This is a genomic window from Deltaproteobacteria bacterium (assembly GCA_029858205.1).
GTDB lineage: Bacteria > Desulfobacterota > GWC2-55-46 > GWC2-55-46 > DRQE01 > JAOUFM01.
Genome location: JAOUFM010000008.1, coordinates 1 through 17,253, shown reverse-complemented (window position 1 = coordinate 17,253; position 17,253 = coordinate 1). Strand labels below are relative to the sequence as shown.

Genomic DNA, 17,253 nt, shown 5'->3' with positions numbered 1-17,253 from the left:
TAAAAAAAGATGATATCCAAGCAGTCGGCCAACATACTTCTCGCAAGTGATGATAAGCATCTTGCTACACTTTCCTCCGATGCCCTTACTACAGCAGGGCATAAGGTAAGCGCCGTATATGATACGGATTCCGCTATCATTACGCTCAACGCCATATCGCATGTCGTAAAGGCCGTTATCCTCGACCTCGATATGCCCGGAGGCTACGATGTCCTCGAGTGGCTCGGTACGAATAACAGGGATGAGCGCCTAAAGACGGTATGCCTTGCGGCAAAGAGGACGAACGCAGCCATATCGGCAGTTGTCAGCGCAACGGGCGCAGACAACGTGCTTACAAAGGATATGTCTTCGGAGAAGTTCGTTTCCGAGTTCAACACGGCTGTTTTTGGCAACAATACAGGCCTGGACAGGAATAGAAGAATGTTCGGGAAATTAAAGACAGGCTTCAGGGTAGGACAGTACTTCTATGACGGCATGTTCCTAAATATCAGCAGGAAAGGGGCCTTTCTTAGAAGCAATATCCCGCTTGAGCCCAATGCCGTATTGAAGCTGAGGTTCAAGCTCGACGCTTATGAGAGCCGCTCTATTGAGCCGGTTGCCGTGGTGCGCTGGACAACCCCGAACCAGCCCGAGCAGCGTTTTAAGGGGCGCGGCGGCAACCTGTTTGCCGGCGCCGGTATAGAGTTCATCTCGCTTCCTCCTGCAGAGGAGAGAAACATCACCGAGTTTGTCGGCGTCTACGCCGCGTAAACGCCGGTTCAGCCGTCACCCTGCTGTAAACACATCTTTGCCATACTGTGCCCCGATAGCGTTTTTTTAACAGGCAGCGCTCCCACTTGACAGGTGTTTTCTTTTGTGCAATAATTAAGCTGTATCTAAACTATTGAATTCTATGACTACTAAAACAACAGGACATAGCGGCATATACGAAATGCAGGCCGAGATTTGCCTCTGCCTCGCCAATCCCAGGCGCCTTGAGATAATAGCCGCCTTAAAGGACGGCCCTCTCTGCTCGACCGTGCTTGCCAAAAAGGCCGGGATATCAAAGGCCCTTGCCTCGCAGCACCTTGCCATGATGAGGGATAAGGGCATACTTACGAGCAGGCGGGACGGAAAATCCGTGATATACTCGCTTTCAAGCGATAAGGTGGCAAAGGCCTGCGCGCTTATGAAGGAAGTGCTCTTCGAGCACATGAAGGTCGAACAAGGGATTCTTAAAAAGGCCGCAGCGCGGCGCTAAATCTCAAAAGGAGAGTAAGCGGTATGAAAAAATTCTCGCTCGTAGAGTTCTCGATTAACAGGCCAAAGACGATACTTATAATAGCGGCCGTGCTTTCTGTTATCTTTCTTACGCAGTTTCCGAAAATCAAGATAGACACAAACCCCAAGAACATGCTGCCGCCCTCCTCGGACGTCCGGGTGTTAAACGACAGGGTGGACAAGACATTTGGCCTCTACGAGGACATGATGGTGCTTGGCGTTGTAAACGACTTAGGCGTTGTCAATACGGCAACACTTCAGAAGATTAAGCGCATTATTTCGGAAATTGAGAAGATAGAAGGTGTGGCTTCGAGGGACGTAAACGGTTTTACCACCATCACGAATGTCGAGGCCGAGGACGGCGCGCTTCTTGTGGGGCCTCTTCTAAGGGACGTGCCCGAGACCAAGGAAGGTCTCGAGGCCTTCAAGAAGTCGCTTCTTGAGAACCCGCTCTTTGTAAACCGCGTCATATCCGCGGACGCCACGACCACTGCCATCTACATACCGCTTGTAAAGGGCACGAACGGCAAGATAGTTGCCGATAAGTTAAAGGAAATAGTAGCAAAGGAAGGCGGGCCGGAGAAGTTCTATGTCGCAGGCGACCCTGTTGCAAGAGACACCTTCGGCGCTGTGATGTTTAAGCTCATGGCGGTTTTCTCGCCGATTGCCGGCGTTATCATGCTTTTTGCTGTCTACATCATGTTCAGGAGCGCTGCGCTTTCCGTTTCGCTCATGGGCGCTGCCATGATAAGCATCATATGGAGCATGGGGCTTTTAATTGCGCTTGGCTTCCCGGTGCACATTATGAGCTCCATGGCCCCGGTCTTTTTGATGGCAATTGCCACAGACGGCATACATATATTCAACGAATATTTCTATAAGCTTAGGGAATGCCCTGATAAGCGAACCGCCATCCTCGAGACCATGCGCGAGGTAGGCCGTCCTGTAAAGTACACGGCCCTTGCAACGACCGCGGCCTTTGCCGTGCTCCTCTTCATGCAAATCGTGCCTGTGAAGGTGTTTGGCGGCCTTATAGCGTTTGGCACTGTGATGTTAAGGCTACTTAGCTTCAGCTTCATTCCGGCGATACTTATGCTTGTCGACGATAAGAAGCTAAAGGCAGCGAAGACCACGGACGAAGGCTCCGGGTTTACCGCCAGAGCCCTTGCCTCGCTTGCGGGCATAGGCGCAAGAAAGCCGCTTATAACGGCAATAGTGGGCGCGGTGGTGGTCGTCATATCCATAGTCGGAGTTTCGAAGCTTGTTGTAAATAACAACATGGTCGGCTGGTTCAAGAAAAATAGCGAAATCCGCGTTGCAGACGACGTCATGAGCAAGGCCCTTGGCGGCACATCGCTTGGTTATGTTATCGCCACAGCGGAGAATGACGGCTATATGTACGAGCCGGAGGCGCTTCGCTACATAGACGGGTTGCAGCGCCATCTTGAAAAACTTCCCGTAGTCGGCAAGACCGGGTCTGTGGTGGACTTCGTAAAGCGCATTAATTTGGTGCTCCACGACAATGATAAGGCCTACGACGTCGTTCCTGCCGACAGAAAGACCGTTGGCCAGTACTTATTCCTGTTCTCCATGTCTGCAAAGCCGGCGGACCTGGAAAACGTCGTTGACTTCGATTATAAGAGCGCGAATGTCTGGGTGCAGCTAAAGAGCTGGGACGCAAGCGCTATGCAAAGTGTCGTTGACGCGCTAAAGGAGTACGAAAAGCAAAACCCATCGAAGCTAAAGTTAGAACCAGCTGGCACTGCGTACTTTAACCTTGTCTGGAACCACGAAGTGCTCTGGGACATGCTCATGGGCTTCATAATAGCCCTTATAGTGGTGTTCGTAATACTTGCGCTAAACTTCCGCTCGATAAAGTGGGCAATCGTCGGGTATGTGCCGCTTCTCTTTACCATACTCCTTATATACGGGGTGGTGGGCTTTATCGGCAAGGACTTTGACATGCCGATATCGGTCTTAAGTTGCCTTTCCCTTGGCATGGCAGTTGACTTTGCCATACACTTCATAAGCCGCTTTAAGCAGCGTCTTACCGATGAAAAGGCCGATGTGTCGAATCTTACGGCAGTTAAGGACGCGCTCCTCTGGACTGCGGCAAGGCCCGGTAAGGGGATTATGCGTAACGCCGTGCTCTTTGCCTCTGCCTTCTCGGTGATGCTTTTTGCCTCGCTTACGCCGTATGTAACAGTTGGCGCGTTCATCGTTAGCATGATGGGCCTAAGCTCGCTCTTTACGATAGTCTATGTGACGGCGCTGGTGGTGCTCTTTAGGAAAAAACTTCTGGCGAACTGAGTTTTGGTTATGTAAAAGAAACGGCCCGGAGCCTTTTTCAGGCTGCGGGCCGTTTTGTTTTGAGCACGTGATGTTCTTTTATCCGGTTATTTGCCTTGTGTGGGAGCCTCGAGCAGCGCCTCGGCTTCCTTGCTATGTTTTGTTTTTGCGCGGTCAAGGGCCGTGAATTTGTCGTTATCCTTTATGTTAGTATCAGCGCCCTTGGTAAGCAGCAGCTTTATGATCTCGGGCCTGTTCCATATCGCGGCCTCATGAAGCGGTGTGCCGCCGCTTGCGTTTATTGCGTTTATGTCAGCGCCTTTTGTAAGTAGCATCTCTGCAATCTCCACATGCTCGCCGATTGCCGCAAGATGAAGCGCGGTATTGTTTTGAACGTTCTTGGCGCCTATGTCAGCGCCTTTTTCGATAAGAAGCGCTACAGCATCCTTATGCCCGCCGGCTGTTGCGTAGTGGAGCGCGGTCGTTTTTAGCCAGTCGGTTGCGTTTATGTTTGCCCCGCCGTCAAGAAGCGTCTTTATCTTGGCAACGTCGCCCTTTTTCGCTGCCTTGTGTATGTCGTCGGCATCTGCGTTTGTAACGGTAAATATTGCCGTAATCAGCAGAAATAGCAGTATGGCCTTAAGCTTCATATCGGTCGTTCTCCTTTTGGTTTTGTTGTGCCGTGCGGTCTGGCGTTTGCCGTGTATTTACGGCCAACACCATCCGGATTGTGTAAGCTTAGTATATCCTGTGAAAATATGCAAGGGTTGGGAACGCGGCGGCTCAGGTGTAAGGGTGTTTAAGAGTTTTTAAGCCGGCAAAAGGCGCGCCGAAAATCTTTGCCTTTAACGCCGCGCTGTAGTATCATTGCTTCCCTTGTATGGGAAAGACAGTTAAAAAATATATAGGCGCCGCTGCCGCTGTCATGATTATCTTTTTTATCGTTGCCGGCGCTATGCATGCGCACGCCGACGGGCTCGAGCATAACGACTGCTCTGTTTGCGTTATTGTCTCGCATGCGCACGGAGCCGTGCATGCCGCGTCAAGTGCTGCTGCCACGTTGTTTAGCGATATCTTTGGCAGGGTCTTTATATATGCCGCTATCTTTGCCGGGCCTTTGTTGCAGCAGGGCATGGCTGCCAGAGCTCCTCCTTTCTTTGTAAGCTAATTCATAAGTCAATCCGATTCGTAAGAGACCGCTTGTTTACAGTGGGCGTTTTTGCGCGCGCGCAGGCGGGCTTATTTTTCCATTAAGGAGGATTTTTCATGAAAGCGTTGCTTACGGTTATTATTGTAATTATTTTTTCAGTGCCTGCCCTTGCCGAAGATACCGAGATAAGGCTAAAGGCGCTCGAAGAGGCTGTTAAAAAGCAGCAGGCTGTGTTGGACAATATGGTACCTGAGCGCAGCGCGCCTGGGCACGGAGAAAAGGCCGCAATGTCCGCGCCAAAGATATCCCTTGTGCTGGATACCGCGTTTTATTCGTCTAAGTTCAATGACGCTGAGCTCGAGGCACGGCAGCTTCCCGGGTTCAATACGGCTGCCTTTGATAAGTCAAACGGCTTCGATGCCGTTGCCGAGCTATTCATATTCGCGCCCGTTGACCCGTATTTCAGGCTGCATACGACCATCCCTATAGGTGTTGACGGCGCGGAGCTCGAGGAGGCGTATTTTGCAACAACCGCGTTGCCGTTTGGACTCGGCGTAAAAGGAGGGCGCTTTAAAAGCGGTTTTGGCCTTATGAACAAGATGCATCCGCACGAATGGGCCTTTGCCGACGCGCCGCTTGTGTATTCGGCGTTCCTTGGCAGCGAGGGGCTGATAGAGAACGGCGCATCGCTTGTGTACGAGCCGGGGCTGCCGTTTCACGCGGAATTAGGCATAGAGGCGCTAGAAGGCGATAATGAGGTTCTCTTTGGCTCCGGCGCGAGGTCAGGGGCGCACGCCTACGCAGCCTACATGAGGGCGTTTTTTGGCATAACCGACACGGTTACGCTTCGCATAGGAGCTTCCGGCGCAAAGGGCGACACGCTAACCGAATCCGCGGCTAAGGGCTTTGAGCTTGCCGGGGACTCAAGGCTCTACGCAGCAGAGCTCTCGCTTGGCTGGGAGCGTTCACACGAGCACGGCCTTATTATGGAGGCCGAGTACTTCTACCGCGTTCAGGACGGAGAGCTTACGGACACGACGCTTCTTACCTCTTCGGTCTTAGAGAGGAGGCAGGACGGTTTTTACGCGCAGGCCGTGTACAGGCTTGGCAGATGGGCCTGGGCCGTAAGGTACGATAAGCTCGCCGTTGGAAAGGACGAGTATTTGCTGGACGGCATAAGTAACGATTTCGGCAGGGCGCCAAGGAGGATTTCCGGCGCGCTTGAGATACATCCTTCCGATGCCTCACGGATAAGGCTTCAGTACGGTCACGACCTTTCGGCAAGGGATAACAGGGTAAACCGTGAGTTCTTTTTGCAGTTCGTCATGATGATAGGAGAGCACGGCGGGCATCATAAAGAGACGCACTGAGCAGTGCAGGGCGGCGTTTTACGATGCAGCGGGTTACTACTGCGAAGCCTTGAGGCGGCCCATGCCAAACATCATAAAAAGCGCGGAGATGATTATTACTGCGGCAAGCAGGCCTTCGTTTATCCATGATATCCTGCTTGCCGCAGGAATGCTTAGAAATAGCAGTATGGATATGAGGCCGCGCGGGGCTATGTAGATGAGCGGGTAGAGGGGCTCTCTAAGGGCCTTAAGGGTAGCGCCCCTTGAGCCTATTGCCAGCGCCATTAGCGCAATTGCTATGGCAATAGTTTTTGGGTCCGCAAGCGAGAATATGTCGGTATAGTACCCAAACATTATGAAGAAGAAGGAGCGCACGAGAAATGTCGTCTCTCCGACAAGCAGTTTGAAGGCTTTTAGCTCGTCGTAGGATATTGTCGGCATGAACCTCTCAACGCTTCGCCCGGCAAGGAGCAGCCGCGCGTTATTAAGGAACAGCCCGAATATGAGGATAAGAAGAAGTGCGGGCAGGTGGACCATCTTTGCAAGGGCATAGACCAGGATAAGTGTGGTGACTATGGGAACGAACTTTATGTGGTGGTGTATCTTGTTCATTATGTAGCCGAGAAGCAGGCTTGCCGCCACGGCTATGATGAGGATTGCGAGTATATCGAGCGGAAGTTTTACGGTCATCGAGAGATAGCTCTGCTTGGAGGCGAAGTAATCGAAGAGCATGATGCCGAGGATGTCGGAGATGGAGCTTTCGTAAACAACGAACTCGCGCTTGTTTTCGTCAAGTACGCGCGCCGTTGGTATTGCGATGGCGCTGCTTATGACGCCAAAGGGAAGCGCGTTTAAAAGACAATCCCTGTAGGGCATGTCTAAAAGGTAGTGAAGCGGCAAGCTGAAAAGAAGGGTGAAGATAAAGAGCGCGATGACGGCAGAGAGAAATGAGGATTTTATTATCCCTGTTTTTTCCTTGCCAAGCCTTATCTCCAGCGTGCCTTCGAGCACTATCAGTATGAGCCCTATGGTGCCGAGCAACGGAAGCACGGTTTTAAGGTCTTGAGTCGGCAGGTCGAGGAAATGGGAGATTAACTTTAGCGCTATGCCAACTGCCAGAAGCAGTATCACGCTGGGTATCCTTGTCTTGGAGGCCGAGATGTCGAAGACGTAGGATATGAGCACTATCGCGCAGAGCGCTATGATAAGAATGTATGTCATGAGTGATTTTCGGGGTACAAAAACCACCGAAGCCGGATGCTATGTGGCCTTGGTAGTGGAGACATGCGCAGAGAATAATAGCACGGCTTTTGATAATTTGGAAGTCTAAAGCACTACTTGTGCAGAGAGAGAAAGCCAACAACCGCTATCTTGTTGTAATTATTGGTTTTTTGGCAAGCCTTGAAAAACCCGTTTTCAATACTTGACAAAATTGATAAGGTATACTAAGATATTATCTCATGGACATTGTTCCATAAAGAGTAGGGTTATTTGGCAAGGTTGTTTTAGAGGGTTGATTGCATGAGGCTTACGACAAAAGGTCAATACGCTGTAAGGGCAATGGTAACGCTCGCGTCCCACAATGGCGCGCGCCCGGTGTCTCTAAAGGACATATCAGGCGAGGAGGGCATATCTTTAGCCTATCTCGAGCAGCTTTTTGTAAAGCTTCGTAAAGGTAACATCGTAAAAAGCGTTAGGGGCCCGGGCGGAGGCTATGTGCTTGCAAAGGATCCGTCGGTGATAAGTGTAGCCGAGGTTATATCGGTTGTCGAGGAGCCTCTAAACCCGGTTGCATGCCTTGATAAGGATGCAGGGTGCGACAGGGCTCCGGTGTGCATCACCCAGAAGGTCTGGAAGGGCCTTGGCGACAGGATTAAGGAGTTTCTGGGCTCCATAAGCATAGAGGATTTGAGGTCCGAGCTTGCTACCTACGGAAGCGAGGGCCCTCTTAAGAAGTGCGACAGGCCGGCAAAGGCGCTATAAGATATAGAGAAGAAAAATTTTAGAACGGAGGCTGTTTCTTGAGAAAAGTATATTTCGACCATAACGCGACAACGCCCGTGCACGAGGAAGTGTTTAACGAGATGCTTCCTTTTCTTAAGGACGAATGGGGCAACCCCTCGAGCATACACTGGGCCGGAAGGGCGCCGAAAAAGGCCGTTGACGACGCCAGGGAAAAGGTATGTAAGTTCCTTAACTGCTCTGCGGTTGAGCTGATATTTACGAGCTCCGGTTCTGAGAGTAACAACCTCGCAATAAAGGGGGCGCTTAATGCCTCCAAAAAAGGCAAGCACGTCATAACGACCAAGGTCGAGCATCCGGCAGTGCTCTCCACCTGTAAATACCTTGAAAAGGAAGGCTACGAGGTAACGTATCTAGGAGTCGATAAAGACGGCAACTTGAGCCTCGATGAACTTAAGGCAGCGATACGTAAGGACACGGCCCTTATAACCGTGATGTTTGCGAATAACGAGACAGGTGTTGTATTTCCGATAAAGGAAATTGCAGCGATAGGCGCCGAGAATAAGGTCCTTGTGCACACCGACGCTGTGCAGGCAGCGGGCAAGGTCACTCTTGACGTAAAAGATCTTGGAATCGACCTTCTAACCATATCCGGGCATAAGCTCTATGCGCCAAAGGGTATCGGAGCGTTGTATGTAAAGCGCGGCGTGAGGCTTACCCCTGTAATCCACGGCGGGCATCAGGAGAGAAACAGGCGCGCAGGCACCGAGAACGTCGCAGGCATAGTGGCGCTTGGCAAGGCATGCGAGATAGCCTCAAGGGACATGGAAAAGGAAGCAGAGCATCTTTCAACACTTAGAAACAGGCTCGAAGAGGGGTTGGCGGCAAAGGTGCCGCACGTGCTCTTAAACGGCAAGAAGGCTTCGAGGCTTCCAAACACTACGAATATAAGTTTTGAGTACATAGAAGGCGAGTCGCTGCTCTTAAGCCTCGACATGCTTGGCGTTGCTGCTTCAAGCGGCTCTGCATGCACATCCGGAAGTCTCGAGCCATCGCACGTGCTCGGCGCAATGGGGCTTCCGCCCGAGAGCCTGCACGGGTCACTGAGGTTTAGTCTCGGAAAGTCCAACACCATGGATGACGTCGAGTACGTGATTGAGAAGCTTCCGCCGATTGTCGAGCGTGTGCGGAGCATGTCGCCTCTCTGGAACGATGCGGAGAAGACCGGGAAGATGATAGATTTCGACACAAAGAAGTGCGGTTAATCCAAAACAAAAACAGAAAAAGGTAGGTATATAAAGCCATGTATAGCCAAAAAGTAATGGATCACTTTTCGAACCCGAGAAATGTCGGCGAGGTCGAGGGAGCAAACGGCGAGGGCACTGTCGGTAATCCCGAGTGCGGCGACATAATGAAGTTGACACTTAAGATAGAAGGTAACGTCATCCAGGACGTAAAGTTCAAGACATTTGGCTGCGGCGCGGCAATAGCAACGAGTTCCATGGTCACCGAGCTTGTAAAAGGGAAAAAGCTCGACGAGGTCGAGAAGATATCGAACGCAACGGTAGCAGAGGCCCTGGACGGGCTTCCGCCTGTTAAGATGCATTGTTCTAACCTCGCGGCAGACGCGCTTCACGCGGCAATCGAGAATTACAAGAAGGGCAAGGAAGGCGCCAAGTAAGCCGGAATGGCAATGTGTGTGTTTAGGCCTCTAAACGGCGGGCGGGCACTGTGCCCGCCCGTTTTTTTACGGGGCCGCCTACGTTATGACGAAAGACAACAAGGATAAGACCGTGGTCGTTGCCATGAGCGGAGGGGTGGACTCTTCCGTTGCCGCCGCGCTTTTGAAAGAGGAAGGCTATAACGTCGTCGGCATCTCCATGCAGCTTTGGGACTACGCGAAAAAGGACGACGGAGCCGCGAAAGAAGGCAGCTGTTGCTCTCTTGACGACATCTACGACGCAAGGCGCGTGGCAGATAAGCTTGGAATCCCCTTTTATGTTGTCAATGTCGAGGAGCTTTTCACAAAGGAAGTCGTCGAGTATTTCGTGAAAAGCTATCTTTCGGCAATGACGCCGAACCCGTGCGTTAAATGCAACGAGGTTATGAAGTTCAAGGCCCTTCTTACGAGGGCGCTGGCCATGGGCGCGGACTTTCTCGCAACAGGCCACTACGCGAGAATAGAAAAGGCGGCGGCGGAGGGCCGCTACAGGCTTCTTAAGGGCGTTGATACGGACAAAGACCAGTCGTACTTTCTTTTTACAATGACGCAGGACGAAATGGCAAAGGTGCTTTTTCCGCTCGGCAGTTACACAAAAATGGAGGCAAGGGCGCTGGCCTCGAAGTTCGGTCTTAAGGTTCACGATAAAAAGGAAAGTCAGGAGATTTGCTTCATAGATAACGACGACTACGGCGCGTTTGTCGGCGAGTATGCGGCAAAGACATTGCCGCCCGGAGATATCGTGGATAATTCCGGTAACGTGCTTGGAAGGCACGCCGGGCTTTTTAATTATACCATAGGCCAGAGGCGCGGCCTCGATATCAAGGACGGCAAAGGGCCCTACTATGTCGTTGGCATGGAGACAAAGGACAACCGTTTGATTGTCGGCAAGGAAGACGAGCTTACTTCAAAAGGCTTTATCGCCTCGGGTGTAAACTGGATAACCGGCAAGCCGGATGTTGCAATAGATGCGAATGTAAAGATCCGCTACAGGCACGGAGGAGTTTTATCGAAGATAACTTCGCTTGGTGGCGCAAAGGTGAAGGTCGAGTTTATGGAGCCTGGAAAGTCCGTTACACCTGGGCAGGCCGCGGTGTTCTATAGCGGCGATGTGGTGCTTGGCGGCGCGTGGATAGAGGAGTCTCTAAGGTGAGCCCCACTGTAGCTTCGAGAACCGTGGCGGTTACGACACTTGGCTGCCGCTCGAACCAGTACGATTCGAGCGCCCTTGAGGATTCCTTTAAAAAGGCGGACTTTGATATCGTGCCTTTGAATGCCGGGGCCTCGGCCTATGTGATAAACACCTGCACGGTCACGGGCCCGACTGACTCGCAGTCAAGGCAGCTCATAAGAAAGATAAGAAGAGAGAACCCGTCGTCTGTTCTGATAGTTACGGGCTGCTACGCCGAGGTCGCTGCTAACGAGGTTGCCTCCATAGAAGGTGTAGACTACGTGCTCGGTAACCCTGAGAAGTCGAAGGTTGTCGAGTGCGCGCTAAAGGGCAGGCCGGAAGGCGGCGCGGTTGTGATGGTTGGCGGCGAGGCCGGTATAATGGAGCTTAGGGCCGTGTCATTCGAATCAAGGACGCGCGCCAACCTTAAGCTTCAGGACGGGTGCGATAAGGCATGCACTTATTGTATAATACCGAGGGCAAGGGGGGCTTCGAGAAGCGTTACTCTGGATGCAGCGCTTAAAGAGTTTCGCGGCCTTGCTGATGCCGGGTTTGGCGAGATAGTGCTAACGGGCATACACCTTGGCGCTTACGGGCTTGATTTAAAACCGAAGTCCTCCATAACCGAGCTTGTGCGTGCAATAGACGGGCTCGGGCTTACGGATAAATGCCGCGGACGCATAAGCTCGCTTGATCCGGACGAGGTGACAGATGAATTCATAGACGCGTTTGCCGGTAGCAGGGTGTTTTGTAACCACATGCATCTTTCACTGCAAAGCGGAGATGACCGAATATTAAGGCTCATGCGAAGGTCGTATACTGCCCTGGATTTTTCCGATGCTGTTTTGAGGCTTTTTAAGAAGGTGGAAGGAATAAACATCGGCGCTGACGTTATCGCCGGGTTCCCGGGAGAGGACGATAAGGCATTCGGGAATACGCTAGAGCTTTTGAAAAAGTTGCCTGTAAGTTATCTGCACATCTTTCCGTACTCTGTCAGGAAGGGCACTTCAGCAGAAGGTTTCAAAGGCCGCGTTAGCCCGAAGGTTACAAAGGAAAGGTGCGAGGCCCTTAAGATTCTCGATATGGAAAAGCGGGCAGCGTTTAACGCGAGGTTTGTTGGCACTGTGCAGGAGGTGCTCATAGAAACTTCGAGGGATAAAAAAACAGGGTTTTTAAAGGGCAGGACGCGTAGTTACATCCCGGCGCTCATCAAGGCCGGAGATGAACTTAAGAGAAAGACCGTTATGCTAAAGGCCGTTAAATCAACCAAAGACTTTATCGTGTGTGAGGCAGATGTATTCAAGGGGTAAGCTTCTGGAAAATTTTATTTCGACTTACTGCGCCGTGCTAAAGCACGCTTCTTCGCTTGAGCGGGCCTTTGTGCACAGTTCATACGTGAACGAAAACCCAGGAGCCGGGTTCGTGTCGAACGAGCGTCTTGAGTTTCTTGGCGACGCTGTGCTGTCCTTTGTCATAAGCGCGCTTCTTTACGAAAGGCTTCCGGACGTTCCCGAAGGCGAGCTTACGAAGCTTAGGGCAAGGATAGTAAATAAAAAGGCCCTCTCTGATGCGGCGGTCAATGCCGGCATAAAGGAGCTTTTGCTCCTTGGTAAGGGTGAGAGAAAGGGCGGGGGCGCCGATAACCCCTCCATACTTGCCGACGCCTTCGAGGCTGTCATAGGGCTATTGTATACGGAGGCCGGTGCCGATGCTTCGCGCGAGTTTATCGTAAAAACACTTGGGGAGTCGATAGACGCCGCATTGAAGGCCGAGGCCTCGGACTTCGACTGGAAGGGCATATTGCAGGAGGCTTCGCAGCGCATGTTCTTTGTCTCGCCCATTTACGAGGTGGTGAGGGAGGACGGGCCGTCGCATAAGAAAGTCTTTACAGTCGGCGTCTCCATAAAAGGCGAGGAACTTGGCTCTGGCACTGGCGCAACTAAAAAGGAAGCGGAGCAGGCTGCTGCAAAGGCTGCATTTGAAAAACTGAAGGAGCGCGGCGCGTAGCCCTTCTATGGCAAGGAAGAAACAACTCATAATCCCCATATTCGCGCCGTTTGGCGGCTGCGATAAGAGGTGCGTATTCTGCGACCAGAAGAAGATTTCCGGGGCTTCTTCGTTTCCAACGTCTGCCCAGATAGAGGCGGACATAGAAAAATACCTTTCAACCTGGCGCGGGGGCGGCCTAAAGGAGGCCGCGTTCTACGGCGGAAGCTTTACTGCAATTCCCGAGGTCGAGCAGAGGCGCATGCTCTCCGCTGCCCACTCTTTCGTGGCCTCCGGCAGGCTCGATTCCATACGAGTGTCGACGAGGCCGGACTCTATTGACAGCGCTGTGCTTAAGCTTCTTATCGGTTACGGCGTTAAGACAATAGAGCTTGGGGTGCAGTCCTTTGACGACGAGGTGTTGAAACTATCCGGCAGGCCGCATTCTGCAGCAGATGTCAAGAGAGCAGCTGTTCTTATAAAAGAAAACGGCTTAAGGCTCGGGCTTCAGTTAATGCCGGGGCTCCCTGGTGACACAGAGGAAAAGGCCACGGCGAGCGCGGAGGAAGCGGCAGCCCTTAAGCCCGATTTCGTTCGCATCTATCCGACACTTGTAATAAAGGGCACGGAGCTTGAGCGCATGTACAATAGCGGCGCATACGAGCCGTGGACGCTTGACCGCATGGCCATGCTTTGCTCGAAGATGCTCGGTGTGTTTGGCGGCTTTGGCATCAAGGTGATACGCGTAGGGCTTCAGCCTACCGTGGAGCTCGAAAAAAACATTGCCGCAGGCCCCTACCATCCGGCGTTTCGCGATATGGTTGAGCGGGCTTTAGCGCGTTGAATGGGTTTTGGGAAGTTTACTCGACCTTAAAGTTGATGGTCTTTAGAAGCTTGCCGCTCTCGTCCACTACCTCTACCTTCCAGTCGCCTTTCATGTAGGGCGTGACGGTCTTTGCGCTGTATATCCTGTACGGGTCGCCTTTTACCCTTAGCACTATGGCGTCCAGGAGCTTTCCGTTAAGGAACCATTTGTGCGTGACAAGGGCCTCGGCGGACGCTCCTGCTATTCTCGTGTAGCAGTAGAGCTTTCCTACGGATGCCGGGAATTTTTCGCCCGGGCCTACCGGGGCCGCGTCCTTTATGCCGGTTGCGATGGCGCTTTCCATAACAGAGAGTGTAGCGCCCTGCGGCTTGGCTGTTGGCGTAGTGTTGGTCGGTGCGGCGCCGCTTCCCGTGACCGTTACAACGGACGAGCCTGTTTTTGGATCCTCTGCAATGGCAAAGGACGTAAAGGCCTGTATCAGCATTGCGGCAAGTAGAAGCAGTATCGATTTTTTCATTTTTGTAACTCCTCCTTCAGGGTTGAAGGTACATAGAATTAAAAATACCATAAGGTGTTTGCCAAGTCCACAGTATTTTGCAGCAGCGCGGTTATTGCCGTGTTTTTCTGCGCCACGCTGCCGCAATCAGCATAAGTATTATTACGAGAGCGGCTGCGGCCATAAGCATGTACGGTGCGCCTGCCTTGCCTCCTATAACGCTTCCAAGCGAGTCGGCAAGAAGCACGTACGCGGTTATGCCGGGAAGCATGAATACGAAGGACGCTCCTGCAAAGTGCGAGAACCTTACGCCGGTTAGCCCGAGGGCGTAGTTGAGCGCGTTAAAAGGTATTAGCGGAATAAGCCTTGCTACTGCGACCGCCTTCCATCCGTGCTTTAGAACAGCCATGTCGATCTCTTCAAGCCTCGAGCCACGGATGATTTTTTCGAAGACCCATCTTCTGCCGAGCCTTCTTGCTATGAGAAAGGCAACGGATGAGCCGATTGTCGCGCCGATAGAGGTGTATATTATTCCGTATACAGGGCCAAAGAGCACGCCGGAGGCAAGAGTGAGCGGAAGCCCGGGGAGCATGAGGGAAGGGGCAACCGAGTATACGAGTATGTAGACGAGCGGGCCCCAAGGGCCAAAGCCCTCGATAAACTCACTTATGACCGCCGGGTCGAATACCGCTGCCCTGCCAATTATCCATGCTGCCAAAGTGATACAGGCAAGGAGTGTGAGCGGAAGGAGTATGTTTTTTGCAGACGTGTTCATTGATTTACGGCGCGCCGCATGAACAATACCGTTTCCTTAAGTGACGGAATGCCTGTTCTGCCGCCGCGTTTCGTGCATTTAAGGGCGCTTACCGCAGAGGCGAACGTGATGGTGGCTTTTATATCCATGCCTGTTATTATGCCGTAGGCGTACGCGCCGTGGAACACGTCCCCTGCGCCCGTTGTGTCGATTGCAGTTACCTTGAATGCTGGCGTTTTTATTACCTTGTCTTCAATGAGCGTGATGCTGCCCTTTTTGCCAAGCGTTATGGTCAGCTCCGCTGTTCTATTTATGGCACGTAGTTTTCTTAGTGCCGCTTCCGGAGTTTTTGCAATGTCTTTGGATAATACCTCGGAACCCACGATGTGGGTTGAAAGTTTTATAAGTTCGCGCATCCCCGGCCGCATCCGTCCGGCATCGAGGAGCACGGGGATGCCTTTTTCACGCGCTATTTTCGCGGCCTTTACAGAGGCTTCTTTCATAAGGCCGTCTATAAGAAGTATCGAAGCGCCTTTGAATGCCGCGGGGCTTATCTCTGACGCCTTAAGGGGCAGGGCCGAGGGCCTTTTCCAGAGTATGGTGCGGTGTGCGGCCTTCGTATCGACGATTATCGAGGCAAGCTGCGACGAGGCGTGTTTTCTCCTGATAACGGCGAGGGTGTCCACACCTTCGTCTCGAAGGCCTTTTATTATCAGCGCAGAAGCGTCGTCGTCGCCTGTAACGCCGATAAACCTTGCTTTAACGCCGAGCCTTTTTAGCGTTACAAGCGCGGTTGCCGCAGGGCCGCCGCCCTGGATAAGAAAGCCCGATGTCTCGAGCTTTGAATCAGGCTTTGGCTGCCTGTCGATATACGTAAGCACGTCCAGAGAGGCCTGCCCGAGCCCGAGTGCCAGGAGGTTTTTCTTCATCCAGACAGTATATTTAATAACAGCCCTGGCTGCAATGCCATTTATGTTGCCTGCAGCCTCTTGAGGGCGGTTTTGGACGTTAAATGTCATTGTAATAGGTGGTTTTTTTTGATATTTTACTTTATTAAGTCGTATAGGCATCTTTACGGCCATAAACGCGGCAAAGGCGGCATATTTGAAGGATTCGAACTTTCTTATAATAAAATACAGCTCGCTTGGCGACATAATAAACTCAATCCCTGCCGTGCGAATACTGAGGAAGGCAAGGCCTGATTCGCGCATCCATTGGCTCATAAAGGAGCCGTTTGCAGGGCTTCTGAAATATTCGGACTTCCTGGACTCGGTCATAGTGTATGGCAAGGGCGGAGGGCTTGCAGGCACCATGGATGCGCTTGGTGCGATAAGAAAGCTTGGCATAACAACGGTCTTTGATTTGCAGGGGTTACTAAAGAGTTCCCTCATAGGCTATTTTTCAGGGGCAAAGGAACGGGTGAGCCTCCCAAACACGCGCGAGGGAAGTTTTCTTTTTCATACGCGTAAACTCGGCATTCCAAGAAAGACAAAGGGCGTGCATGCGGTCGAAGAGAACGCGGCAGTGATCGAGGATTACGCAGGGCTAAAGCGAGGCAGCGCTCAGTATGATTTTTCGTTCACAATACCTGCAGAGGCCGCGGCAAGGGCAACCGGGCTTATCGGAGCCGGCAGCGGCCCTGTAGTTGCCGTAAGCCCGACTACAAGATGGAAGAGTAAGCTCTTTCAGCCGAAAAAGTTCGCCGAGGTCGCCGACAGGCTTACCAAGGAATGCGGGGCCCGTATATTTTTCACCGGCACCAAGGGAGATATCGAGTACGTGAACGCGACAATTGCCTTCATGCAGATGCCATGTGTGAGCCTTGCCGGAAAAACAGACCTCATAACGCTTGCGGCGGTTCTCAAGGCATCCAATCTGCTCCTTAGCTGCGATTCGGGAACAATGCACCTTGGCTCAGCAGTGGGCACGCCGCTTGTAGCCGTGTTTGGCCCGACAGACCCGTCGTACATAGGGCCGTATTCGAAGAAATCGAAGGCCATAACGGCTTCCATAGAATGCGCGCCGTGCAGGAAAAGAGAGTGCGAGCCGTTAAAATGCATGGACGCGGTGAGCGTAGACGAGGTGTTTACTTCGGCAAGGGAGATGCTTACTTTAAAGTCGAGTTAAGGGAACGTATGTCAAAGGACGATTTCAAAAATGTTAAAAAAATAATGCTACGCGCCCCGAACTGGATAGGCGATGCTGTGATGAGTGTGCCCGCTGCCATGGCGCTAAAGAAGTTTTTGCCAGAGGCGAAGGTCACGGTGGTTGCCAAGCCCTGGGTGCTTCC

The 17,253-nt window shown here is 52.2% G+C and carries 18 protein-coding genes; 13 read left to right on the top strand and 5 right to left on the bottom strand.

The genetic code is table 11. The features are described from left to right. Positions 1-9 precede the first annotated feature (9 nt). From OEV59_07215 to OEV59_07205, 3 genes are all read left to right on the top strand, one after another. The gene (locus OEV59_07215) at positions 10-750 is read left to right on the top strand and encodes a response regulator (GenBank protein ID MDH4227528.1); all 741 of its coding nucleotides are present in this window, start codon (positions 10-12) and stop codon (positions 748-750) included. A 142-nt stretch (positions 751-892) separates the two neighbouring features. Further along, complete coding sequence (locus tag OEV59_07210; protein ID MDH4227527.1) at positions 893-1,240, top strand: metalloregulator ArsR/SmtB family transcription factor; 348 nt, start codon at positions 893-895, stop codon at positions 1,238-1,240. A 23-nt stretch (positions 1,241-1,263) separates the two neighbouring features. Then, complete coding sequence (locus tag OEV59_07205) at positions 1,264-3,570, top strand: MMPL family transporter (GenBank protein ID MDH4227526.1); 2,307 nt, start codon at positions 1,264-1,266, stop codon at positions 3,568-3,570. Between the two features lie 86 nt (positions 3,571-3,656). On the opposite strand, the gene OEV59_07200 is transcribed toward OEV59_07205, so the two are convergent. Further along, a complete protein-coding gene (locus OEV59_07200; protein ID MDH4227525.1) occupies positions 3,657-4,199 on the bottom strand; it encodes an ankyrin repeat domain-containing protein in 543 nt (180 codons plus the stop codon). A gap of 230 nt (positions 4,200-4,429) precedes the next feature. Here OEV59_07200 and OEV59_07195 point away from each other — a divergent pair, with 230 nt between their 5' ends. After that, complete coding sequence (locus tag OEV59_07195; protein MDH4227524.1) at positions 4,430-4,717, top strand: hypothetical protein; 288 nt, start codon at positions 4,430-4,432, stop codon at positions 4,715-4,717. A gap of 98 nt (positions 4,718-4,815) precedes the next feature. Further along, complete coding sequence (locus OEV59_07190; GenBank protein ID MDH4227523.1) at positions 4,816-6,069, top strand: hypothetical protein; 1,254 nt, start codon at positions 4,816-4,818, stop codon at positions 6,067-6,069. Between the two features lie 36 nt (positions 6,070-6,105). On the opposite strand, the gene OEV59_07185 is transcribed toward OEV59_07190, so the two are convergent. Next, positions 6,106-7,269, bottom strand: a complete 1,164-nt coding sequence (locus tag OEV59_07185; protein ID MDH4227522.1) for a cation:proton antiporter — start codon at positions 7,267-7,269, stop codon at positions 6,106-6,108. Positions 7,270-7,569: 300 nt separating this feature from the next. Between OEV59_07185 and OEV59_07180 the strand changes: the two genes are divergently transcribed. The 7 genes from OEV59_07180 to OEV59_07150 all read left to right on the top strand — a co-directional run bounded on the left by OEV59_07180 (position 7,570) and on the right by OEV59_07150 (position 13,731). Then, the gene (locus OEV59_07180; GenBank protein MDH4227521.1) at positions 7,570-8,031 is read left to right on the top strand and encodes an Rrf2 family transcriptional regulator; all 462 of its coding nucleotides are present in this window, start codon (positions 7,570-7,572) and stop codon (positions 8,029-8,031) included. A 38-nt stretch (positions 8,032-8,069) separates the two neighbouring features. Further along, complete coding sequence (nifS, locus tag OEV59_07175) at positions 8,070-9,275, top strand: cysteine desulfurase NifS (protein MDH4227520.1); 1,206 nt, start codon at positions 8,070-8,072, stop codon at positions 9,273-9,275. A 38-nt stretch (positions 9,276-9,313) separates the two neighbouring features. Further along, complete coding sequence (gene nifU / locus OEV59_07170) at positions 9,314-9,691, top strand: Fe-S cluster assembly scaffold protein NifU (GenBank protein MDH4227519.1); 378 nt, start codon at positions 9,314-9,316, stop codon at positions 9,689-9,691. A gap of 85 nt (positions 9,692-9,776) precedes the next feature. Beyond that, complete coding sequence (gene mnmA / locus OEV59_07165) at positions 9,777-10,883, top strand: tRNA 2-thiouridine(34) synthase MnmA (GenBank protein ID MDH4227518.1); 1,107 nt, start codon at positions 9,777-9,779, stop codon at positions 10,881-10,883. Next, positions 10,880-12,211, top strand: coding sequence for a tRNA (N(6)-L-threonylcarbamoyladenosine(37)-C(2))-methylthiotransferase MtaB (gene mtaB, locus OEV59_07160; protein MDH4227517.1), 1,332 nt, complete (start codon positions 10,880-10,882; stop codon positions 12,209-12,211). The genes mnmA and mtaB overlap by 4 nt, the downstream gene beginning before the upstream one ends. Next, positions 12,195-12,908 (top strand): ribonuclease III, encoded by a 714-nt coding sequence (gene rnc / locus OEV59_07155; protein MDH4227516.1) that lies wholly within the window; start codon positions 12,195-12,197, stop codon positions 12,906-12,908. Before mtaB ends, rnc begins: the two co-directional genes overlap by 17 nt. A 7-nt stretch (positions 12,909-12,915) precedes the next feature. Continuing rightward, the gene (locus tag OEV59_07150; GenBank protein ID MDH4227515.1) at positions 12,916-13,731 is read left to right on the top strand and encodes a radical SAM protein; all 816 of its coding nucleotides are present in this window, start codon (positions 12,916-12,918) and stop codon (positions 13,729-13,731) included. A 16-nt stretch (positions 13,732-13,747) separates the two neighbouring features. On the opposite strand, the gene OEV59_07145 is transcribed toward OEV59_07150, so the two are convergent. From OEV59_07145 to OEV59_07135, 3 genes are all read right to left on the bottom strand, one after another. Then, the gene (locus OEV59_07145) at positions 13,748-14,230 is read right to left on the bottom strand and encodes a DUF2914 domain-containing protein (GenBank protein MDH4227514.1); all 483 of its coding nucleotides are present in this window, start codon (positions 14,228-14,230) and stop codon (positions 13,748-13,750) included. 91 nt (positions 14,231-14,321) lie between these two features. Next, positions 14,322-14,984 (bottom strand): TVP38/TMEM64 family protein, encoded by a 663-nt coding sequence (locus tag OEV59_07140; GenBank protein MDH4227513.1) that lies wholly within the window; start codon positions 14,982-14,984, stop codon positions 14,322-14,324. Further along, the gene (locus OEV59_07135) at positions 14,981-15,892 is read right to left on the bottom strand and encodes a PfkB family carbohydrate kinase (protein ID MDH4227512.1); all 912 of its coding nucleotides are present in this window, start codon (positions 15,890-15,892) and stop codon (positions 14,981-14,983) included. Before OEV59_07135 ends, OEV59_07140 begins: the two co-directional genes overlap by 4 nt. 175 nt (positions 15,893-16,067) lie before the next feature. Here OEV59_07135 and OEV59_07130 point away from each other — a divergent pair, with 175 nt between their 5' ends. After that, a complete protein-coding gene (locus OEV59_07130; GenBank protein ID MDH4227511.1) occupies positions 16,068-17,090 on the top strand; it encodes a glycosyltransferase family 9 protein in 1,023 nt (340 codons plus the stop codon). Positions 17,091-17,253: the final 163 nt, after the last annotated feature.